Origin of the sequence: Curtobacterium sp. CFBP9011, assembly GCF_034045095.1 — a bacterium.
Taxonomy (GTDB): Bacteria; Actinomycetota; Actinomycetes; order Actinomycetales; family Microbacteriaceae; genus Curtobacterium.
Genome location: NZ_JAXCWN010000001.1, coordinates 325,743 through 343,563, shown reverse-complemented (window position 1 = coordinate 343,563; position 17,821 = coordinate 325,743). Strand labels below are relative to the sequence as shown.

At 71.9% G+C, this 17,821-nt stretch carries 19 protein-coding genes; 7 read left to right on the top strand and 12 right to left on the bottom strand.

Annotated features, from left to right (window positions below):
- Positions 1-36: 36 nt before the first annotated feature.
- The 4 genes from SOM35_RS01635 to SOM35_RS01620 are packed head-to-tail and all read right to left on the bottom strand — an operon-like array spanning position 37 to position 4,577.
- On the bottom strand, positions 37-1,401 hold the full coding sequence (locus tag SOM35_RS01635; protein ID WP_320514138.1) for a glycoside hydrolase 5 family protein: 1,365 nt from the start codon (positions 1,399-1,401) through the stop codon (positions 37-39).
- Positions 1,401-2,369 (bottom strand): carbohydrate ABC transporter permease, encoded by a 969-nt coding sequence (locus SOM35_RS01630; protein WP_220039238.1) that lies wholly within the window; start codon positions 2,367-2,369, stop codon positions 1,401-1,403. The genes SOM35_RS01635 and SOM35_RS01630 overlap by 1 nt, the downstream gene beginning before the upstream one ends.
- A complete protein-coding gene (locus SOM35_RS01625; RefSeq protein ID WP_110904020.1) occupies positions 2,366-3,244 on the bottom strand; it encodes a carbohydrate ABC transporter permease in 879 nt (292 codons plus the stop codon). Before SOM35_RS01625 ends, SOM35_RS01630 begins: the two co-directional genes overlap by 4 nt.
- A gap of 37 nt (positions 3,245-3,281) precedes the next feature.
- Positions 3,282-4,577 (bottom strand): ABC transporter substrate-binding protein, encoded by a 1,296-nt coding sequence (locus tag SOM35_RS01620; RefSeq protein WP_320514135.1) that lies wholly within the window; start codon positions 4,575-4,577, stop codon positions 3,282-3,284.
- 102 nt (positions 4,578-4,679) lie between these two features.
- On the opposite strand from SOM35_RS01620, the gene SOM35_RS01615 reads away from it, so the two are divergent.
- The 3 genes from SOM35_RS01615 to SOM35_RS01605 all read left to right on the top strand — a co-directional run bounded on the left by SOM35_RS01615 (position 4,680) and on the right by SOM35_RS01605 (position 6,431).
- Positions 4,680-5,717 (top strand): LacI family DNA-binding transcriptional regulator, encoded by a 1,038-nt coding sequence (locus SOM35_RS01615; RefSeq protein ID WP_320514133.1) that lies wholly within the window; start codon positions 4,680-4,682, stop codon positions 5,715-5,717.
- Between the two features lie 81 nt (positions 5,718-5,798).
- Positions 5,799-6,170 (top strand): hypothetical protein, encoded by a 372-nt coding sequence (locus SOM35_RS01610; protein ID WP_221850626.1) that lies wholly within the window; start codon positions 5,799-5,801, stop codon positions 6,168-6,170.
- A gap of 108 nt (positions 6,171-6,278) precedes the next feature.
- Complete coding sequence (locus SOM35_RS01605) at positions 6,279-6,431, top strand: hypothetical protein (RefSeq protein ID WP_181439339.1); 153 nt, start codon at positions 6,279-6,281, stop codon at positions 6,429-6,431.
- A 51-nt stretch (positions 6,432-6,482) separates the two neighbouring features.
- On the opposite strand, the gene SOM35_RS01600 is transcribed toward SOM35_RS01605, so the two are convergent.
- The 3 genes from SOM35_RS01600 to SOM35_RS01590 are packed head-to-tail and all read right to left on the bottom strand — an operon-like array spanning position 6,483 to position 9,627.
- Positions 6,483-7,334 carry an EamA family transporter gene (locus tag SOM35_RS01600; protein WP_320514132.1) on the bottom strand — a complete coding sequence of 284 codons (852 nt, stop codon included), beginning with the start codon at positions 7,332-7,334 and terminating at the stop codon, positions 6,483-6,485.
- Positions 7,331-7,993 (bottom strand): response regulator transcription factor, encoded by a 663-nt coding sequence (locus tag SOM35_RS01595; protein WP_320514131.1) that lies wholly within the window; start codon positions 7,991-7,993, stop codon positions 7,331-7,333. The genes SOM35_RS01600 and SOM35_RS01595 overlap by 4 nt, the downstream gene beginning before the upstream one ends.
- Before the next feature lie 29 nt (positions 7,994-8,022).
- A complete protein-coding gene (locus SOM35_RS01590; protein WP_320514130.1) occupies positions 8,023-9,627 on the bottom strand; it encodes a sensor histidine kinase in 1,605 nt (534 codons plus the stop codon).
- 234 nt (positions 9,628-9,861) lie between these two features.
- Between SOM35_RS01590 and SOM35_RS01585 the strand changes: the two genes are divergently transcribed.
- The gene (locus SOM35_RS01585; protein ID WP_320514129.1) at positions 9,862-10,521 is read left to right on the top strand and encodes a hypothetical protein; all 660 of its coding nucleotides are present in this window, start codon (positions 9,862-9,864) and stop codon (positions 10,519-10,521) included.
- A gap of 44 nt (positions 10,522-10,565) precedes the next feature.
- Here the strand turns inward: SOM35_RS01585 and SOM35_RS01580 are convergent, their stop codons facing one another.
- The gene (locus SOM35_RS01580) at positions 10,566-11,972 is read right to left on the bottom strand and encodes a serine hydrolase domain-containing protein (RefSeq protein WP_320514127.1); all 1,407 of its coding nucleotides are present in this window, start codon (positions 11,970-11,972) and stop codon (positions 10,566-10,568) included.
- Between the two features lie 33 nt (positions 11,973-12,005).
- Between SOM35_RS01580 and SOM35_RS01575 the strand changes: the two genes are divergently transcribed.
- The gene (locus SOM35_RS01575; RefSeq protein WP_320514126.1) at positions 12,006-12,659 is read left to right on the top strand and encodes an FMN-binding negative transcriptional regulator; all 654 of its coding nucleotides are present in this window, start codon (positions 12,006-12,008) and stop codon (positions 12,657-12,659) included.
- On the top strand, positions 12,656-14,152 hold the full coding sequence (locus SOM35_RS01570) for an amidohydrolase (RefSeq protein WP_320514125.1): 1,497 nt from the start codon (positions 12,656-12,658) through the stop codon (positions 14,150-14,152). The genes SOM35_RS01575 and SOM35_RS01570 overlap by 4 nt, the downstream gene beginning before the upstream one ends.
- Before the next feature lie 11 nt (positions 14,153-14,163).
- Here the strand turns inward: SOM35_RS01570 and SOM35_RS01565 are convergent, their stop codons facing one another.
- The 3 genes from SOM35_RS01565 to SOM35_RS01555 form a co-directional block, all read right to left on the bottom strand.
- Entirely contained in the window at positions 14,164-15,093 is a 930-nt protein-coding gene (locus SOM35_RS01565) for an Fpg/Nei family DNA glycosylase (RefSeq protein ID WP_320514124.1), read from the bottom strand.
- A gap of 51 nt (positions 15,094-15,144) precedes the next feature.
- Positions 15,145-15,633 carry a ribose-5-phosphate isomerase gene (locus SOM35_RS01560; RefSeq protein WP_221850617.1) on the bottom strand — a complete coding sequence of 163 codons (489 nt, stop codon included), beginning with the start codon at positions 15,631-15,633 and terminating at the stop codon, positions 15,145-15,147.
- Positions 15,634-15,734: 101 nt separating this feature from the next.
- On the bottom strand, positions 15,735-16,409 hold the full coding sequence (locus SOM35_RS01555) for a helix-turn-helix domain-containing protein (protein ID WP_253462005.1): 675 nt from the start codon (positions 16,407-16,409) through the stop codon (positions 15,735-15,737).
- On the opposite strand from SOM35_RS01555, the gene SOM35_RS01550 reads away from it, so the two are divergent.
- Complete coding sequence (locus tag SOM35_RS01550; RefSeq protein ID WP_320514121.1) at positions 16,408-16,926, top strand: GNAT family N-acetyltransferase; 519 nt, start codon at positions 16,408-16,410, stop codon at positions 16,924-16,926. The genes SOM35_RS01555 and SOM35_RS01550 overlap by 2 nt on opposite strands.
- Positions 16,927-17,099: 173 nt before the next feature.
- Here the strand turns inward: SOM35_RS01550 and SOM35_RS01545 are convergent, their stop codons facing one another.
- Entirely contained in the window at positions 17,100-17,663 is a 564-nt protein-coding gene (locus SOM35_RS01545) for a mycothiol-dependent nitroreductase Rv2466c family protein (RefSeq protein WP_414648545.1), read from the bottom strand.
- Between the last annotated feature and the right edge of the window lie 158 nt (positions 17,664-17,821).

Genomic DNA, 17,821 nt, shown 5'->3' with positions numbered 1-17,821 from the left:
GGTCCTTCCGGGGACGGCGGTGGTCGTGCGGTTCGGTCAGGGCATGGTCGCGGGGTGCGCGACCGACAGCGTGGTCGTCGTGGTGTCGGCGGGGACGTCGACGCAGGTGCGGATGCCGCGCGCGGCCAGCAGCGCGGTGTCGCCGAGGCGGGAGCGCAGGACCACCTGCGGGCCGCGTCCGTCCTGCTCGGCGAGGCTGAGCCAGGCGGCAGCGAACCGGCCGCCTGGGGCCGAGTCGGCGCGGGTGCCGGAGCGGGGCGCTCCGTCGGGTGCGACGTCGTCGAGCACGAGTGCGGTCGACGGCGGGGTGGGTGCCTCGGAGCGACCGTCGCCGAACGCCAGCGCCATCTCGCGGAACCGCTCCCCCGTCGGCTTCACCCGGCCGTCGTTCGTCAGGAGCCCGAGGTCGTACTCGAGCTCCGGGAAGTCCGCGAGCGACCGGGACACGTCGTGCGAGCACCACCACGTGATGCCGGCGAGGTGCTGCACGTCGAGGGCGTGCCGGATCGTCTGCTCGGTGAAGTCCGGGGCGTCGGCCACGTCCACCACGTTGGTCGGTGCGCCGACCTCCTGCAACCAGTTCGGCCGGTCAGCGCGCTCGTTCCACGCGGCGGCGAGCTGGAGCAGGTACTCGCCGTGTCGGACGGATCCGGCACCCATGGCTCCGTGCAGGCGGGCGGCGCCGTTGAACACCCACGAGTGCGTGACGGTGGCGTCGCCGTGCTCGGCGGCGTGCTCCGGACCGAAGGGTTGGGCGTCGTCGTACCATGCGGCGTCGTACTGGGCCAGGGTGACCAGCGGTCGCCGGGGCGGCGGGGCGGACGTGCCACGGGCCTCCCGGCCGGTGCCGGACGCAGCGGCGCCGGTGCTGCTGCCCAGCCCCGCGCGTGCCGCGTCGACCATCGCCGCGGCCCACGCGTGCCCCTGGGCCGCCGTCGTCGGGAACGGTGCCGGGTGCGGGGCGTGCGCGAACTGGTTCACCTCGTTGCCGATGGTGACCCCGAGCAGGTTCGGCCGGTCGGCCACCGCGTCGGCGAGCGCCCGGACGTAGTCGGCGGTCGACGCGACGACGTCGGGGTCGGTGAACATGTTCCGGCGGTGCCAGCTGTCCAGCCACGACGGCACGAAGTCGAAGCTCGACAGGTGCCCCTGCAGCGCGTCGACGTTGACGTCGAGCCCGAACGAGCCGGCGATGTCCACGACGGTGGCGATGTCCTGCAGCGCCGCGGGCCGGATCAGCGTCCGGTTCGGCTGCACGACCGGCCAGAGCGGGAAGATCCGCACGTGGTCGGCGCCGAGGCCGGCGATGGCCTCGAGGTCCCGCGCGGTGTCCGAGGGTGAGAAGTCCAGCCACGAGTGGAACCACCCGTTCGACGGGGTGTGGTTGACGCCGAAGCGCATCAGCCCTTCACCCCGCCCTCTTCCACGCCCTTGAAGAAGAAGCGCTGCAGGAGCGCGAAGATCACCGCGATCGGGATGAAGGCGATCATCGTGCCGGCGGCGATCATCCGCTGGTCGGTGGCGAACGTGCCCTGCAGGTACTGCAGGCCGACGGTCAGGGTGAGCTTGTCCGGCGACTGCAGGACGATGAGCGGCCAGAGGAAGTCGTCCCAGGCGCCGATGAACGAGAAGATCGCGATGACGGCGATGGTCCCCTGCACGGCCGGGAACGAGATGTACCGGAGCCGCTGCAGGGCGTTCGCGCCGTCCATCACGGCGGCCTGGTCGATCTCCTCGGGCACCTGCCGGAACGCGTTGAACATGAGCAGCACGTTGAGCGCCGCGATCATGCCGGGCAGCGCGACCCCGACCAGGGAGTCGGCGAGGCCGAGGTCCTTGACGGTGACGAACTGGGAGATGATCGTCGCCTCGCCCGGCAGCACCAGGGTGGCGAGGAACAGGCCGAGGACGAGCTTGCGGAACCGCCACTGCAGCCGTGCCAGGGCGAAACCGGCGAGGGTCGCGAAGACGATGTTCCCGAGCACGTCGATCGCGGCGACGATGAGCGAGTTGCCGATGTACCCGAAGACCGGGATCGCGTCGGCCACCCGCAGGTAGTTGCCGATCGTCGGCTGCGAGGGGATGAACGACGGGTTCGCGGTGTAGATGTCCTCGCCGGTGCCCTTCAGCGACGTCGAGAGCTGCCAGACGAACGGGCCGATCGTGATGAACAGCACGACGACGAGCAGGACGTAGCGGACCACCTTCTCGCGGGTGGACATCACGCCCCACACGGCGCGGCGGCGCCGCTTGCCGGGCGGCCTGGAGGCTCCCCTCCCGCCCGTCGCGCCGGCCACGTCGGGCGTCGGTGCGGCCAGGCCGGCGTTGCCGCCGATGACGGGTTCGCTGGTGTCGGTCGTGTTCGTCACTTGTCCGCCTTGCTGTTCATCCGGGCGAGGGCGAGCATCGGGATGAGCGTCACGGCGAAGAGCAGGAGGCTCAGGGCGGACGCGTAGCCGAGGTTGCCGGTGAAGCCGCGGGCGTACTGCTGGATGAGCATGACGAGGGAGTTGTCCTGGCCGCCGGGGCCACCCGTCCCGTTCGTCAGGATGTAGAGCTCGCTGAACACCCGGAGCGCGGAGACGCAGACCAGGATGCCGACGAGGGTCATCGTGCCGCGGACACCGGGCATGGTGACCGACCAGAAGCGGCGGACCGAGCCGGCACCGTCGAGGGCGGCGGCCTCGTGCAGGTCCTTGCCGACGTTCCCGAGGGCCGCCAGGAAGATGATCATGTAGTAGCCGAGGCCCTTCCACACGGTCAGGCTGATGGCGCTGAACAGCAGCAGCCACCGGTCGGTGAGGAACGGGATCGCCCCCTGCACGATGCCGAGCGACTGGGCCATCTCGTTGACGACGCCGCGGTCGTCGAGGATCCAGTTCCAGATCAGCCCGACGACGACCGCGCTCGCGATCACCGGCGTGTAGTACGCGGTGCGGAAGAACGCGATGCCGGGCATCTTGTGCTGGACGAGCACCGCCATCAGGAGCGGGAGGACCGTCAGCAGCGGCAGGCACACCGCCATGTAGATGACGCTGTTGAGCAGCGCCTCCCACACCTGCGGGTCCGCGAGCAGGGTCCGGAAGTTCGCCGTCCCGACCCAGGCGCTGACCCCGCCGAGCGGGCTGGCGTTCGTGAACGACAGCCGCACGGTGTTGATCGACGGCCAGAGACTGAACGCGAGCAGCCAGACCAGTGCGGGCAGCACCAGCAGCCAGGGCGTGAACCAGCGGTTCGCACGCATGACGATCCTCCCTCTTCCTTGACGTGACGGGGCTGGATCAGCCGTTGGCGAGCAGGGTGTTCATCTTGTCCTGGGCGGTCTGCAGCGCCTTCTCGGGGCTCACGCCGCCCTTCATCGCCAGCGCGATCTGCTGGTCGAGGAAGTCCGTCATGGCCGAGTTGGCCTCGACCGGGTTGAGGTTCTTCGCGGTCTTCAGCGCCTCGTTGGCGAGGACGCGGGCCTTGGCCTGCACGGTGCCGTCGTCCTTCGAGAAGAACGGGTCGGACTGCGAGGACTTCGTCGAGGGGAAGATGTTCACCAGGTGTGCGAACGCCTCCTGGTTCTCCGCGTTCGTCATGAACGCGGCGAGCGCTTCGGCGGTGGCGATGTGCTTGCTCTTCGCCGAGACGCTGAGGCCCTGCACGTACAGCGGCGGGTTGTCCAGTGCCGGCGAGACGATGATGTTGCCCTTGAGCGACGGGTTGTTCTTCTCGAAGTCGCTGATCGCGGTCGCGCCACCGGTGGTCCAGGCGACCTTGCCCTGCGTGAAGAGGGTGGAGTTGCCGAGGTAGTCGGTGTTGAGGACCGACGACGGCATCAGGCCCTCCTTGTAGGCCTTCGCGTACTTCGTGATGAGGTCGGCGGCCTTCGACGAGTTCGCGAACGTGAACTTCGTGCCGTCGGCGTTGAGGATCTTGACGCCGGCGAGCGAGAAGTCGCTCAGGCCGGGCTTGCGGCTCATCAGGTAGTCGTCCGGGCACTTCTGGTGCATGGTCTCGGCCTGCGAGAACAGCTCGTCGGTGGTCTTCGGCGGGTTGGCCGGGTCGAGACCGCACTTGGTGAACATCGTCTTGTTCCAGTAGTCGATGTCGGTGTTGAGGTACCAGGGGTACCCGAAGGTGCCCTCGACGCCCTTGTAGTTGTAGGCCGCGAGCGCGCCCTTGACGTAGGTGCTCGAGAGCGTGCTGTCGTCCTTCGCGACGTCCTGCAGGAACCCGCGCTTGGCGAGGGGCAGGGCGATGTCCGGCGGCAGGTTGATGACGTCCGGCAGCGAGTTCGACGAGGCCTGGCTGAGGACCTTGTCCGCGTAGCCGTCACCGGGCTGGTCGACGAGCTTGACCTTCGCGTCCGGGTACTTCTTCTCGAAGGCCTTCACGACGCCGTTGAGGTAGTCCGTGTAGGTCGGCGTGAGGGCCCAGGTCTGCAGGGTGATCGACCCGCTGACCTTCCCGTCACCGCCGCCGGTGCTGGCGGTGCCGCCACTCGAGCAGCCGGTGAGGACGAGGGCGGTCGCTGCGGCGCCTGCCAGGATCGCGGCCACTCGGCCCGACGTGGTGCGGTGGGTGCTTCTCATCGTTGCTGACTCCTTCGTCGAGCTGCTGAACCGGTTCAGCGATGTGCGCCGAACCCCTGCGTGACGGCGACGATGCCTGACTAAAGCGCTATAGTCAACCCCGTGGCCACAGGACGTCGAACGACGATCGCGGACATCGCAGCCCGGGCTGGCGTGTCCATCAGCGCCGTGTCGTTCGCACTGAACGGGCGCCCGGGCGTCTCCGAGGCGACACGGGAACGGGTGCGCCAGGTGGCCCGGGACCTCGACTGGCAGCCGCACACCGCCGCGCGGGCCCTGGGCGGCGCGAAGGCCGGGTCGATCGGCTTCGTCCTCAACCGGCCGGCCCGCACCCTGGGCACCGAGTCGTTCTTCGGCGACCTGATCTCCGGCATCCAGCTCGGTCTGACCGGCACCCACATCGGCATGACGCTGCTCGTCGCCCGTGACGCCGAGGAAGAGCTCGAGACCTACCGCGACTGGTGGCGCGGACACCGTGTCGACGGCGTGATCGTGATCGACCCGCGACGGGACGACGACCGGCTGCGCCTGCTCGCCGAACTCGGCATGCCGTCGGTCGTCGTCGGCTCCCACCCCTCGCCCGCCGGGACCGCGCCGAGCGTCTGGATCGACGACTCCGACGCCACCGACACGGTCCTGCGCTACCTGCGTGCCCTCGGACACCGGCGGATCGCGCACGTCTCCGGGCCACCCGAGTTCGAGCACACCGCACTGCGGATCGACCGGGTGCGGGCGTTCGCCGGCGCGGGCGACGACCCCGACGACCGGACCGAGTCCGTGCCGACCGACTACTCCGCCGAAGCCGGCGCCGCAGCCACCCGCCGTCTGCTCTCGGCAGCGACCCGACCGACCGCGATCGTCTTCGACAACGACGTCCTCGCCGTCGCCGGGCTCGGCGTCGCCAGCGAGATGGGCGTGCGGGTGCCGCAGGACGTCTCGATCGTGTCGTTCGACGACTCGGCGATGATCCGGCTCGTCCGGCCCGCGATCACCTCGCTGACGCGTGACACCGTCGAGCTCGGACAGCGGGCCGCCGTCCTGCTCCGGGAGCAGATCGAGTCCGACGCTCCCCTGCCGTCACGCCCGGGCCCCGAACTGACCCTGAGCGTCCGCGAGTCCACCGCCCGCATCACCCCCTGATCTGGTCGCCGGGTCGTCCCGGACACGCCGGAGCGCACGCGGGACTTGATGCCGCGTTCGAACACATGTTCGAATACGACGGTGGGACGGCGTCGCGAGAACCGGTGGCAGCCCCCGGAACACCCGGAGGTGGAACGCCCGAGCGCCTTCACCCTGTCGGAGGAGGCCCGGGGCGGCGACGTCTGCCACGCGGTCACCCCGATCCCGGTCTGGGCGTGGGTGCAGTTCCCGACCTTCCACGTCCGCGTGAAGGCCTTCGCCCGCAGCTGGACCCGCGACGCCGTCCTGGTCGAGTGGGCGCAGTTCGGGCAGCAGGCCGACGCTTGGATCTGGCGCTCGGCCGTCAAGCACCGGACCCTGCGCCCGGTCGATCCCCGGACCGGGCACGCGCCCACGAACGGCAGCCGGTCCGACCCACGCCCCGCGCGATCGCGTTCTCCGGAGTCCGCATGACGCACTGCGTTGACTTCCCGTCCGCCGACGAGGATCGTTCGTGACACGCCGGTTCGTGGAACTACTCGATCATCGAGACATCCGGCCGGACCGCAGGAAGGAGGCGCCGTGAAGAAGACCGACGTGCCCTCCTGGGTCGCCCACGTGCTCACCCCGCCCGAGGTCATCGCCGCCTACGTCGACCGCCGGGTCAACGACCCCTCGCTGCTGTCCGGCGTGCAGGCGGAGCCCACGTACGCGGACTTCCTCCGCGCCGAGTAGGCGCCGAGTCACCGGCACCGCGACGCCCGGTCAGGTCGACGCGATGCCCCGTCAGACCGCCGCGACGCCTCGTCGTGCCGTCAGCGTGACCCCGGCGCTCGCCGCGGTGACACAGACCAGGGCGACGACCTCGAGCACCGACAGGGCCTCCCGGAGGACCACCAGGCCGGCGAGCGCCGCGATCGCCGGGCCGAGGCTCTGCAGCACGCCGAACACCCGCGTCGGCATCCGGCGGAGCGCGGACATCTCGAGGGCGTAGGGCAGCACGCTCGACAGCAGTCCGACGACGGCGAACACGACGAGCAGCGTCGGGTCACCGGCGACCCCGGCGACGGCTGGCCGCAGTCCGAACGGCAGCGCCACCACCATCGCGACGAGCATCGACACCGCCAGCCCGTCGATGCCGGGGATCGCCGCGCCGACCCGGCGGTTCATCACGATGTAGGCAGCCCAGCACCCGGCGGCGAGGACGGCGGCCAGGACTCCCCCGACGTCACCGATCGCGGACGGTCCGACGCCGAGCAGCACCACGCCGGCGAGCGCCAGTGCGGCCCAGACCGCGTCACGCCAGCGCCGGGTGTGGGCGAGGGACAGGGCCAGCGGGCCGAGGAACTCGATCGTCACGGCGACACCGATCGGGATCGTCGCGAAGGCCACGTAGATGAAGAGGTTCATGCCGCCGAGGGCAAGACCGAGCAGGACCGCAGCGAGCCACTGGGCTCGCGTCCAGTGTCGGACGCGCGGGCGGACGACGAGCGCCAGGACGACCGCACCGATGACGAGCCGGAGTGTGGCGGCCCCGACCGAGCCGACCTCGTCGAAGCGGGTCTTCGCGACCGCGGCGCCGATCTGCACGGACAGCATCGCGGTGAGGGCCAGCAGCGGTGCCGGGACCCGGTTCATCCGAGGTAGGCCAGGACCGCCAGGACACGGCGGTGGTCCTCGCCGGTGTCCTCGAGCGCGAGCTTGCCGAAGATGCTCGTGACGTGCTTCTCGACCGCACCGGTGCCGATCACGAGCGCGCGGGCGATGGCGGCGTTGGTACGGCCCTCCGCCATCAGGCCGAGGACCTCGCGCTCGCGGGGTGTCAGCGCCGCCAGGGGATCACGGCGGCGACTCATCAACTGGGTGACGACCTCGGGGTCCAGCACCGTGCCTCCCGAGGCGACCCGGCGGACCGCGTCGTCGATCTCGTCGAGCCGGGTGACGCGGTCCTTCAGCAGGTAGCCGATGCCGGCGCTGCCGGCGGCCAGGACGTCCTCGGCGTAGGCGGCTTCGACGTACTGCGAGAGCAGCAGGATGCCGGTCCGGGGTGCGATGCGCCGGGCCTCGACGGCGGCGCGGACGCCTTCGTCGGTGAAGGTCGGCGGCATCCGGACGTCCATCACGACGACGTCCGGTGTCAGCGTGGGCAGGGCCGCGAGGAACGAGGCCGGGTCGCCGAACTGGCCGACGACGTCGATGCCGGCTTCGTCGAGCACGCGGGCCAGGCCTTCGCGCAGCAGGACGGCGTCGTCGACGACGACGGCCCGGATGCGTGCTGCATCCGGGCCGTCGGTCATGCGGTCAGCCTAGCGGCGACGTGGTCCGCTCACGTGCGCGGGGTGGGCACGCCGTTCAGGGCGCCGAGCGGGATCCGCGCGGTCGCCTCGGTCGGTCCGCCGAGCGGGCTGGACACGGTCAGCTCGCCGTCCAGGGCCCGCATCCGGCCCATCAAGCCCTCGATGCCGTGCCCTTCGCGTGCAGTCGCCCCGCCGCGGCCGTCGTCCGTGACGCTGACCGTCAGGAACCAGGTGCCGGCGGTGTCGACGAGCAGCCCGAGGTACACCCCGGCCACCGAGGCACCGGCGTGCTTCGCGGTGTTCGTCAGCAGCTCGCTCACCGTGAAGTACACGTTCCGCTGGATCTCGGTCGCGAGCTCCAGCCCGTCGGGCAGGCGGATGTCGAGTCCGACCGGGATCGGCGAGCGGGAGCACAGCGCCTCGAGTGCGGCGATCAGCCCACGGTCGAGCAGGATCGGCGGCGCGAACCCGCGGGACAGCGCCCGGAGTTCGTCGAGCGCGTCCTGGGCGTGGCCCGAGGCCTCGCCGATCAGTCGCTTGGCCCGCTCCGGGTCCTTCTCGAACGACCGCTCGGCGGCGGCCAGGTCCATCCGCAGACGGACGAGTCGCTGCTGCGGCCCGTCGTGCAGGTCGCGTTCGATCTGCCGGAGCGCCTGCCCCTCGGCGGTCACCGCACCGGCGCGGGAGGCCTGGAGGCCCGCCACCCGCTCCTCGAGCACCTCGGCCCGGAAGCCACCGAGCAGACCGTGGTCGATCCAGTAGTGCGCGAGCACCGAGCCGCGCAGCCAGAGCGGGAAGAGGACGACGCTCGCCGCCATCGACAGCAGGGCGAGGAAGAGCACGCCCGCACCGGAGCCGATGTCGTTCGGGTCGAGCAGGTAGCGACCGCCGATGACGTAGGCCAGGACGACGGCGACCGGCCAGAGGAACCCGACGGCCAGCAGCAGCCCCGCACCGACGGTCACGACGGCGGCGAGCGGGTAGACGACGACCGCGTGCAGCAGGTACAGCCAGTAGTGCGGGTTCGCGACGGCCGAACCCGTGCGCGTCCACCAGTTCTGCTGCCACTTCGGCGTCCAGTCCACCGGGCGGATCGGCCGCGGGTCGGCCCAGCTCATCCGGAGCTTCTCGAACTGGCCGAGCCACCGGGCGACGAACAGCGCCACGAAGAACAGCAGCAGGGTGAACGGGTTGAACACGTCGCGGGAGCCGAGGCCGCCGATGCCCAGGATCGCGGGGAACGCGAAGTACAGGGTGCAGAGGAGCACCGCGGTGAGGGCCATGTAGCCGAAGTCCCGCGGCGACCGACGCCAGGCCTCTCGGTAGAAGGCACCGGCGCTCGCCCGGCCACCACTGCCACCGTTGCCTCCGCTGCCGGAGCGGATCGGGGCGTCCGGACCGCGACCGTCGGGCGGCGACCCGGTCGGCGTCGACGGCGGGGCCAGCGTCACGGGCGGGGTCGCGTCCCAGCCGCCGGGAGGCCCGCCAGGACCAGGTGCAGGGGCGGAGGGCATCGGGATGGTCGCTTCCGGTGTCGTGGTGTCGAGCGGGACGGTCTCGGCATGGTCGGGCGAGGGCACGGCGTCGTCCAGGGGGACGGTGCGAGCCAGGTCGAGCCGGTCGGTGTCGGTCATGCATCGAGCCTCGCCCAGGAGCGGGCCCGGTCCCATCCTGCCGCCTCCCGGACCCGGGGTGGGGTTGTCCCCACCCCCGTTGTCCCCACCCCCGTTCTTCACAGCCCTCCGCCATCCTCTGGTCGCAGCAGACGGTGATGTGTAGAGTTCCGACACCGGACCGCACGCACCGCACCGCACCGGGGACAGCACGACGCAGGACAGTTCGAGGGCAGGACAGTTCGAGGGGGAACCATGCACGACACCACACGCGACCGACTGACGGCACTCGCCGCGGTCGTCGCCGCACTCGTCCCGGCGCTCGCCGTCGTGTCCGACTGGCTGCAGTTCGCCCTCGACCTGCAGGAGGACCAGTACGTGGTCGGCTTCCGGACCGTGCTGGCCGTCGGCATCGTCGCCGCCGCCCTGGTGGCGGTCCGGGCCCTCCGCGGTCAGGACCGCGTCCTGCTCGGGTTCGCCCTCGCCGTGCTCACCTGGTCGCTCGCCGGGTTCGTGCCCAGCAGCGCGTGGCCCGTGGGCACCGTGCTGTTCATCGCGGCTCGGGCGCTGCTCTTCGTCTTCGGGGTCCTGCTCGTGCTGCGCACCAGGGCCGACACCGCAGCCGGAGCTGGCACCAGCACCACCAGCACGGGTCCGGCTGGCGGGCGGGTGCACCGCGTGGCTGCCGGGGCCGTGCTCGTCGGTGCCGGCGTGTGGCTCGCGTGGACGGTCGTCGAACCGGTCCTCTTCACGCTCTGGATCCCGCCGCAGGACGCGCTCACCGGGCTGTTCGCGATCCCGCAGGCCGGCCAGTTCGTGGCCTTCGTCGGCGCCGTGCTGGTGTTCGTGCCGCCGCTGGTCCGCCCGGTCCGCGACGGTGCCCGACGGCTGTGGGAGACGGCCGACGTCCGCTGACGCCGACCGCCCCGCCCACTCCGGCAGACCGGTGGACCCGGGGCTCAGACGAGCGCCGCGGCGACCTCGGGTGACTCCGCCGGCACCGACCACGGGCGCTGCGTCATGCCGCTGTCGCCCCGGACCGACACGATCGCGCCGGAGTCGTCACGGGTGAACACGATGTCCTCGTCGATCGACCCGAACCGGTTCCCCGACGCCATCCGCAGCGTGTCGGCGTCGACGACGTCCAGGCGCACCGGCGACTCGGTCGGCACGGGCTGCGTCGGGTCGATCGCCAGCAGCCGGTCCCCGACGCGGGCGATGTCGGTGATGCCCTCGAACGTGGTGAAGCGTCCGGTGTAGCGGTCGGTGTCGACGTCGGCCGGCACGGGTGCGCCGGGGGCGTGCTCGTCCGCGGCGGCGTCGAGCAGGTGCACGATGCCGTACGCCAGCATCGTCGCCGGACCCGTGGCGCTGCTCGTCAGCACCGACACGACCAGCGAGGACGCGGGGTCGAAGACGGACTGCGTGATCTGCCCGGGGAACCCGCCGGAGTGGCCACGGACCTCCCGGCCGTTGATCCGGTCGACGACGAAGCCGGCACCGTAGCCGCGCGCGGCGGGGTCACTGTCCAGGGCGCTCCACGCCTTCCGCTGGGCCAGGCGCTTGGCGTGGTCGGAGAGCAGCGAGCCGCGACCGGGGACGTGTGCGGAGAAGTACCGGACCAGGTCCGAGGCGGTGCCGTGGAACCCGGTGGCCGCGGCGAGCGCCCCGGTCGTCACGTGCGGGACACGCTGCCGGGTGCGGGCGGTGTGCAGGCCGGTGTAGCCGACGACGTACTCGTCCTCGCGCGCCGGGTCGAACTCGGCGCCGGTGCCGGTCAGGCCGAGCGGCTCGGTGATCGCCGTACGGACGTGGTCGGCGTAGCTGGTTCCGGTGACCGCCTCGATGACCAGGCCGAGCAGGCCGTAGCCCAGGTTCGAGTAGTTGAACGCCGAGCCGACGGGCACCTTCGCGCCACCCGCGACGACGAGGGCGATCAGTTCGTCGGCGTCCGGGAACGGGTTTGCCAGCGCCCAGTGGTCGCCGTCGGCCCCGTCGCGGACGACGCCGGCGCCCATCTCCATGAGTTCACGGACCGTGGCGTCGGCGATCGGCGAAGCGGCCTCGACCAGGGCGGGAACGAACGTGCCGACGGTGTCGTCGAGGCGCAGGGCACCCTGGTCGGCGAGCTGGAGCAGCGCGGTCGCGGTGAACGTCTTCGAGTGCGAGGCGATCCGGAACAGGTCGGCGTTCGTCAGCCGACGGCCGGCCTCGACGTCCGCGTACCCGAACGCGTCGGCGAAGAGCTCCTGGCCCTCGAACCCGACGGCGACCTGCACGCCCGGCAACCGCAGCTGCCACACCTTGTAGGCGATCCACTCGCGGACGTAGGGCAGGACGGATTCGTAGGCAGCGCGCTTCTCCATGCCGGACAGCCTGGCATGTGCCACGCTCGTCGCATGCGGCACACACCCTCCTTCCTGATGACCGAGGTCGACGAGGTCCGACGGCTCATCGACGGGAACCCCTGGGCGACGATCGTGTCGCACACGGCCGCGGGGCTGGTGGCGTCGCACTACCCGTTCCTGCTCGAACCGAGCGCCGACGACGAACTCGTCCTGGTGTCCCACGTCGGCCGTCCGGACGAGGTCGCGCACGAGCTCGGGCAGCACGAGGTCCTGGTCGTCGTGCAGGGCCCGCACGGCTACGTCTCCCCCGCCTGGTACCCGCCGGAGCAGTTCGTGCCGACCTGGAACCACACCACCGCGCACCTGTGGGGCACGCCGGAGATCCTGTCCGACGACGAGAACTTCCGGGTCCTCGGTGACCTGGTCGACCACTTCGAGCGGGCGATGCCGTCCCCGGTGTCGCTCGACGTCGACGAGGACACCGCCCGCCGCATCGCCCGCGGCACCGTCGGCATCCGGCTGCGGGTCACCCGGTTCGACGCGCGTGCGAAGCTCAGCCAGAACAAGGCACCCGAGGTCGTCGACCGGGTGATCGCGGGCCTCCGTGCCGACGGCCCGTACGCGGCGCCGGCACTGGCGGACGAGATGGAGCGGGTGCGGACAGGCTCTGCGGACGTGCGCGCCGACGGGCGGGAGGCGCGGTGACCGTCGTCCTGCTCCGCACCGTCCGGCGGGTGGGGACGTCCGGCGCCCCGGCCGACGTGCTCGTCGTCGACGGGCGGATCGCCGCGATCGGGCCCGCCGGGACGGTCGACGTGCCGCGCGCCGCCGACGTCCCGCCCGGCACGGTGCTCGACGTCGAGGTCGTCGAGGCCGACGGCGCCTGGCTCGGCCCCGGCCTCCGCGACCACCACGTGCACTTCGACCAGTGGGCGCTCATGCGGCAGCGTGTCGACGTCCAGGACTGCACCTCCGCCGAGGAGACCGCGGACCGCCTCGCCGACGCGGCCCGGACCGCGCTGCCGGACCACGTCCTCGTCGGTCACGGCTACCGGGACGGGCTCTGGCCCGCACCCGCACGACGCGAGTTGCTCGACCGAGCCGCCGCGGGCCTCCCGGTCGTCGTCGTGGCCGCGGACCTGCACGCCGTCTGGTGCAACACGCGTGCCCTCGCGCACTTCGCCGGTCTGCTCGGCCGTGCCCTGCCCGCCGCGGCGGACGGCGTCCTCCGCGAACAGGACGCGTTCGACGTCACCGGCGCACTGTCCCGCGTCCCCGACGAGCTGCTCGACGCCGCCGTCGAGGAAGCGGTCGACGCCGCCGCCCAGCGCGGGGTGACCGGGGTCGTCGACCTCGAGATGGTCTTCGGACTCGACCGGTGGGCGCGCCGGATCGCGGCCGGCACGGACGGCATCCGCGTCGCCTCCGGGGTCTACCCGGGCGAGCTGGACGACGTGGTGGCCCGCGGCCTCCGCACCGGCGACGTCGTCCCGGGCACCCGGGAACTGCTCACGATGGGGCCGTTCAAGGTGATCACCGACGGGTCACTCGGCACCCGGACCGCCGCCACCTCGGACGGCGCGGGGCTCCTCACCTGGACCCCCGAGGACCTGGTCCCCGTCCTCCGGCGTGCCGTCGCCGCCGGACTGGTCCCCGCCGTGCACGCCATCGGCGACCGCGCCGTCACGCTCGCCCTCGACGCGTTCGAGACCGTCGGCACCCGCGGCACGATCGAGCACGCCCAACTGCTGCAGCCCGAGGACGTCCCCCGGTTCGCGCAGCTCGGGGTCGTCGCCTCGGTGCAGCCCGAGCACGCGATGGACGACCGCGACATCGCCGACCACCACTGGGCGGGCCGAACCGACCGGGCGTTCCCGTTCGCCTCCCTCGAGCGCGCCGGAGCCCGGATGCAGCTCGGCTCGGACGCCCCCGTCGCGCCGCTCGACCCGTGGGTGGCGCTCGCCGCCGCCGTCGGGCGGGACCGCGACGGCCGCAGCCCGTGGCACCCGGAGCAGCGGATGTCGGCGCTCGCCGCGTGGCGGGGCAGCACCGACGGACGCGTCGGCGTCGCCGTCGGTGACGTCGCCGACCTGGTCCTCGTGCCAGCCGACCCGCTCACGGCGACGTCGGCCGCGCTCCGCACGATGCCGGTCCTGGCCACGGCCGTCGCCGGCCGTTGGACCCACCGCGCCCTGTAGGTCCGCGAAGGCTACTTCTGGTCCTTCGGGCACCAGTAGAGCTTGCGGCCGGCCATGTCGGCGATCCGGATCTCGGTGCCGCAGACCCGGCAGGGCTCCCCCTGGCGGTGGTACACCCAGTGGCGGTCCTTGCGGGAGCGCAGCGCCTTCTTGTGGTCGGCGTCGGACAGGCCGTCCATCGTCAGCATCAGGCCGTCGCGGACGCCGTCGTGCAGCAGCTTCGACCAGTCCGCCCAGAGCGCCTTCGCCTGCTTGACGGTGATCTCCTTCCCCGCCTTGTACGGGTCGAGCCGCTGCCGGAACAGCAGCTCGGCTCGGTAGATGTTGCCGATGCCGCTGACCACGGACTGGTCCATCAGCAGCTGCCCGATCGCCACGTTGCGCTTCCGGACGTTCTCGACGAAGACCTTCTCGGCCTCGGGGCCGTCGTCGTTCATCGGGTCCGGACCGAGCTTGTCGAGCGCACGCTGCACCCCGGCCGGGTCCTCGACGACACAGGCGGTCGGCCCGCGGAGGTCGGCGACGGTGTCCTCGGTGAGCAGCCGCACACGCACCTGGCCGACCGGGTCCGGCGGGAATGCCTCGATCGGGTCTTCGTTCTTCTCCTGCTCGGCCATCCGGTAGCGGGCGAGCCGCGGGGCACCGATCGAGGACAGCGACTCCTCGCGGTCGTCGTCGTCCGACAGCGCCTCAGCCGTGGAGATCACGCCGGCGAAGTCCCATGCGCCGTACAGGCCCAGGTGCACCCGGAGGAACAGGTCGTCCTCGAACTCCAGGAACATCTGCTTGCCGACGGCCCGGGAGGCGATCAGCTCCTTGCCGTCCAGCTGCGCGGCACCCGCGGCGAAGCGGCCCTGGGGGCTGGACACCTCGCAGCGCTTGCCGACGAAGTGGCGGGTGAACTGGTTGGCGATCCTGTGGACGGAGTGACCCTCGGGCATGGATCCAGTTCTACCCGGTGCCGCTGACGGATCGTGTCCCCCGACCGGCTCCTACGCGTCGACCTGCTTGCCGGCGATCGTGCCGGTCTGCTCGTACTCGGCGAGCTGCGCGATGCGGCGGGCGTGCCGTTCCTCGCCCGAGAACGGCTCGGCGATGAACAGGTCGACGAAGCGGATGGCCTCTTCCTCGGTGTGCTGGCGCGCCCCGATCGAGATGACGTTCGCGTCGTTGTGCTGGCGGGCGAGGACCGCGGTCGACTCGTTCCACACCAGTGCGGCCCGGATGCCCTCGACCTTGTTCGCGGCGATCTGCTCGCCGTTGCCCGACCCACCGAAGACGACGCCGAGCGCCTGGACGCCGGCACGCTGGTCCTGCACCACGGCGTGCGCGGCGTTGATGCAGAACGAGGGGTAGTCGTCGAGCGGCTCGTACGCGGTCGGACCGTGGTCGACGACCTCGTGGCCCGCTCCGGTCAGGTGCGTGGCGAGGGTCTTGGTGAACTCGAGGCCGGCGTGGTCCGTTCCGAGGTGGATGCGCATGGACCGATCCTATTCCCGCGTCCGTAGCGGCCGGACCGGTCCGACGACCCGGCCGACGGGCGCACGGGAGGCGCGGTGCCGGGCCCGGGGCGGGCCTCCCGTCAGCGCTGCCGCACCACGACGACGACGTACCGGCACGGCTCGTCACCGGCGTTGCGGTACACGACGTCGGCGGGCTCGCCGAGCTCGATCCGGTCGCCCGCACCGAGCCGCGTCGTGGCCTCGCCGACCTGCAGTTCGAGGGTGCCGTCGACGACCCAGATGCAGTGCCGCAGGAAGGCGTAGGCACTGGCGGGGTAGGCGACCTCGCGGCCGGCGGGCAGACGGACCTCGGTGACGTCGGCGGGGAAGTCCGCGCTCGACAGGGGACGGCGGCGGTACCCGGTCTCCGGGTCGGTCCACGAGTCGGCCGAGGCGGCGCGCTGGATCCCACGGGCCTCGTCCGGATCACTGGCGCGGGGCACCTCGTGCTCGAGGGCGTCGTCGAGGAGCTGCGAGACCGTGAGGCCGAACGCTCCGGACAGGCGGCCGAGGATCGTCGCGGTCGGACTCGAGATGCCTCGTTCGACGCGGTTGATCATGGCGCGGGACACGCCGGACTCCTCGGCGAGCTCGGTGAGGCTCCAGCGGCGCTCGGTGCGGAGGCGCTGCAGGCGCTCCCCCAGGCGGCGCTGGTCGGCGTCGTCGGGGTGTTCCGGACCGCCGCGTTCCGCATCAGGGTGATCCGCGTCGGGGGTTGCGCCCGTGCCCTCCGGCTCGTCTACGATGTGAGACATGGCGACAGCATATGCGACGGATGCCGTCCGCGTCCGCGACTGCACCCCGGCCGACCTCGACGTCGTGCACGCACTCCACGTCGACGCGGTCCTGCACTCGACCGCGATCTGGCAGGAGGTCCCGCATCCCCGCGCCTGGTTCGACACCTGGCTCGCCGAGCGGCAGGGCGACGGCTGGCCGGTCCTGGTCGCCGAGGTGAACGGGGTCGTCGCGGGCTACGCCACCTACTCCCAGTGGCGGCCGCAGCAGGGCTACCGGCTGACCGTCGAACACAGCGTCTACGTCGTCGAGTCGTTCCGCGGACGGGGCATCGCCTCGACGCTGATGGCAGCGCTCGTCGCCCGGGCCACCGCCGAGGGTCGGCACGTGATGATCGCCGGCATCTGCAGCGCCAACACCGGGTCGATCGCACTGCACGAACGGCTCGGCTTCACCACCGTCGCCGTCGTGCCCGAGGTCGGGCGCAAGGCCGACCGGTGGCTCGACCTCACGCTGATGCGGTTGCCGCTCGGCTGAGCCGGGCCGGCCCGCCGGGCCCCGCCCGCCCCCGCCCGGCCCGCCCGGCCCGCCCGGCCGGGGCCGAGCCTCGGCTCAGCGGACACTCTGCGGCGTCGTGGAGGCGCGCGGTGTCCGCGGAGCCGAGACTCGGCGAGCGCAGGCTGCGTGGCGGGGCCGGGCCGCGCCTCCCGTCAGTCGACCGTGTCGAAGACCGGGCCGGTCGTGCGCGAGCGCTTGAGCTCGAAGAAGCCCGGGTAGCGGGCCGCGGCGACGACGCCGTCCCAGAGGTCGAGCGCCTGCTGACCCTTCGGCGCCGGGGAGATGACCGGGCCGAAGAAGGCGACGCCGTCGACGGCGATGACGGGCGTGCCGACGTCCTGGCCGACCCGCTCGATGCCGTCGCGGTGGCTCTCGCGCATCGCAGCGTCGGTCTCGTCGGTCCACGCGGCATCGGCGAGGTCGGCCTCCAGGCCGAGCTGCTCGAGCACGGCCGGCACGACCTGCTCGGGGTCCTTCTGCTGGCGGTGGTGGATCTGCTCGCCGAGGGCGTCGTAGAGACGCTTCACGACGTCCTGGCCGTGGCGGGCCTTCGCGGCCGTCACCAGACGCGAGTACACCTTGTTGCGCTCCATCGCCTCGCGGTACTCGGCGGGCATGTCCTCGTTGTGCTCGTTGAGGACGAAGAGGCTCATCACGTTCCAGGTGACGTCGAGGTCGCGGTGCTGCTCGACCTCACCCACCCAGCGGCTCGTCATCCACGCCCAGGGGCAGGTCGGGTCGAACCAGAACTCCACAGCAGTCCGGGTCGCATGAGGGTTCTCCACAGTCGTGTCAGTCACGGATCGCAGCGTACGCCCGCTCGCTAGGCTGGTCACGAGCCGTCCCGCCGACGCACGACGCCGAGCGGGACCCA

Bases quoted from the DNA above. Each gene is read 5' to 3' on its own strand.
- SOM35_RS01585 (WP_320514129.1), top strand. From the start codon at position 9,862: ATGCACGACACCACACGCGACCGACTGACGGCACTCGCCGCGGTCGTC.
- SOM35_RS01620 (WP_320514135.1), bottom strand. From the start codon at position 4,577: ATGAGAAGCACCCACCGCACCACGTCGGGCCGAGTGGCCGCGATCCTG.
- SOM35_RS01635 (WP_320514138.1), bottom strand. From the start codon at position 1,401: ATGCGCTTCGGCGTCAACCACACCCCGTCGAACGGGTGGTTCCACTCG.
- SOM35_RS01590 (WP_320514130.1), bottom strand. From the start codon at position 9,627: ATGACCGACACCGACCGGCTCGACCTGGCTCGCACCGTCCCCCTGGAC.
- SOM35_RS01560 (WP_221850617.1), bottom strand. From the start codon at position 15,633: ATGCGCATCCACCTCGGAACGGACCACGCCGGCCTCGAGTTCACCAAG.
- SOM35_RS01595 (WP_320514131.1), bottom strand. From the start codon at position 7,993: ATGACCGACGGCCCGGATGCAGCACGCATCCGGGCCGTCGTCGTCGAC.
- SOM35_RS01580 (WP_320514127.1), bottom strand. From the start codon at position 11,972: ATGGAGAAGCGCGCTGCCTACGAATCCGTCCTGCCCTACGTCCGCGAG.
- SOM35_RS01555 (WP_253462005.1), bottom strand. From the start codon at position 16,409: ATGTCTCACATCGTAGACGAGCCGGAGGGCACGGGCGCAACCCCCGAC.
- SOM35_RS01625 (WP_110904020.1), bottom strand. From the start codon at position 3,244: ATGCGTGCGAACCGCTGGTTCACGCCCTGGCTGCTGGTGCTGCCCGCA.
- SOM35_RS01575 (WP_320514126.1), top strand. From the start codon at position 12,006: ATGCGGCACACACCCTCCTTCCTGATGACCGAGGTCGACGAGGTCCGA.
- SOM35_RS01545 (WP_414648545.1), bottom strand. From the start codon at position 17,663: ATGACGAGCCGCTGGGTGGGTGAGGTCGAGCAGCACCGCGACCTCGAC.
- SOM35_RS01600 (WP_320514132.1), bottom strand. From the start codon at position 7,334: ATGAACCGGGTCCCGGCACCGCTGCTGGCCCTCACCGCGATGCTGTCC.
- SOM35_RS01550 (WP_320514121.1), top strand. From the start codon at position 16,408: ATGGCGACAGCATATGCGACGGATGCCGTCCGCGTCCGCGACTGCACC.
- SOM35_RS01565 (WP_320514124.1), bottom strand. From the start codon at position 15,093: ATGCCCGAGGGTCACTCCGTCCACAGGATCGCCAACCAGTTCACCCGC.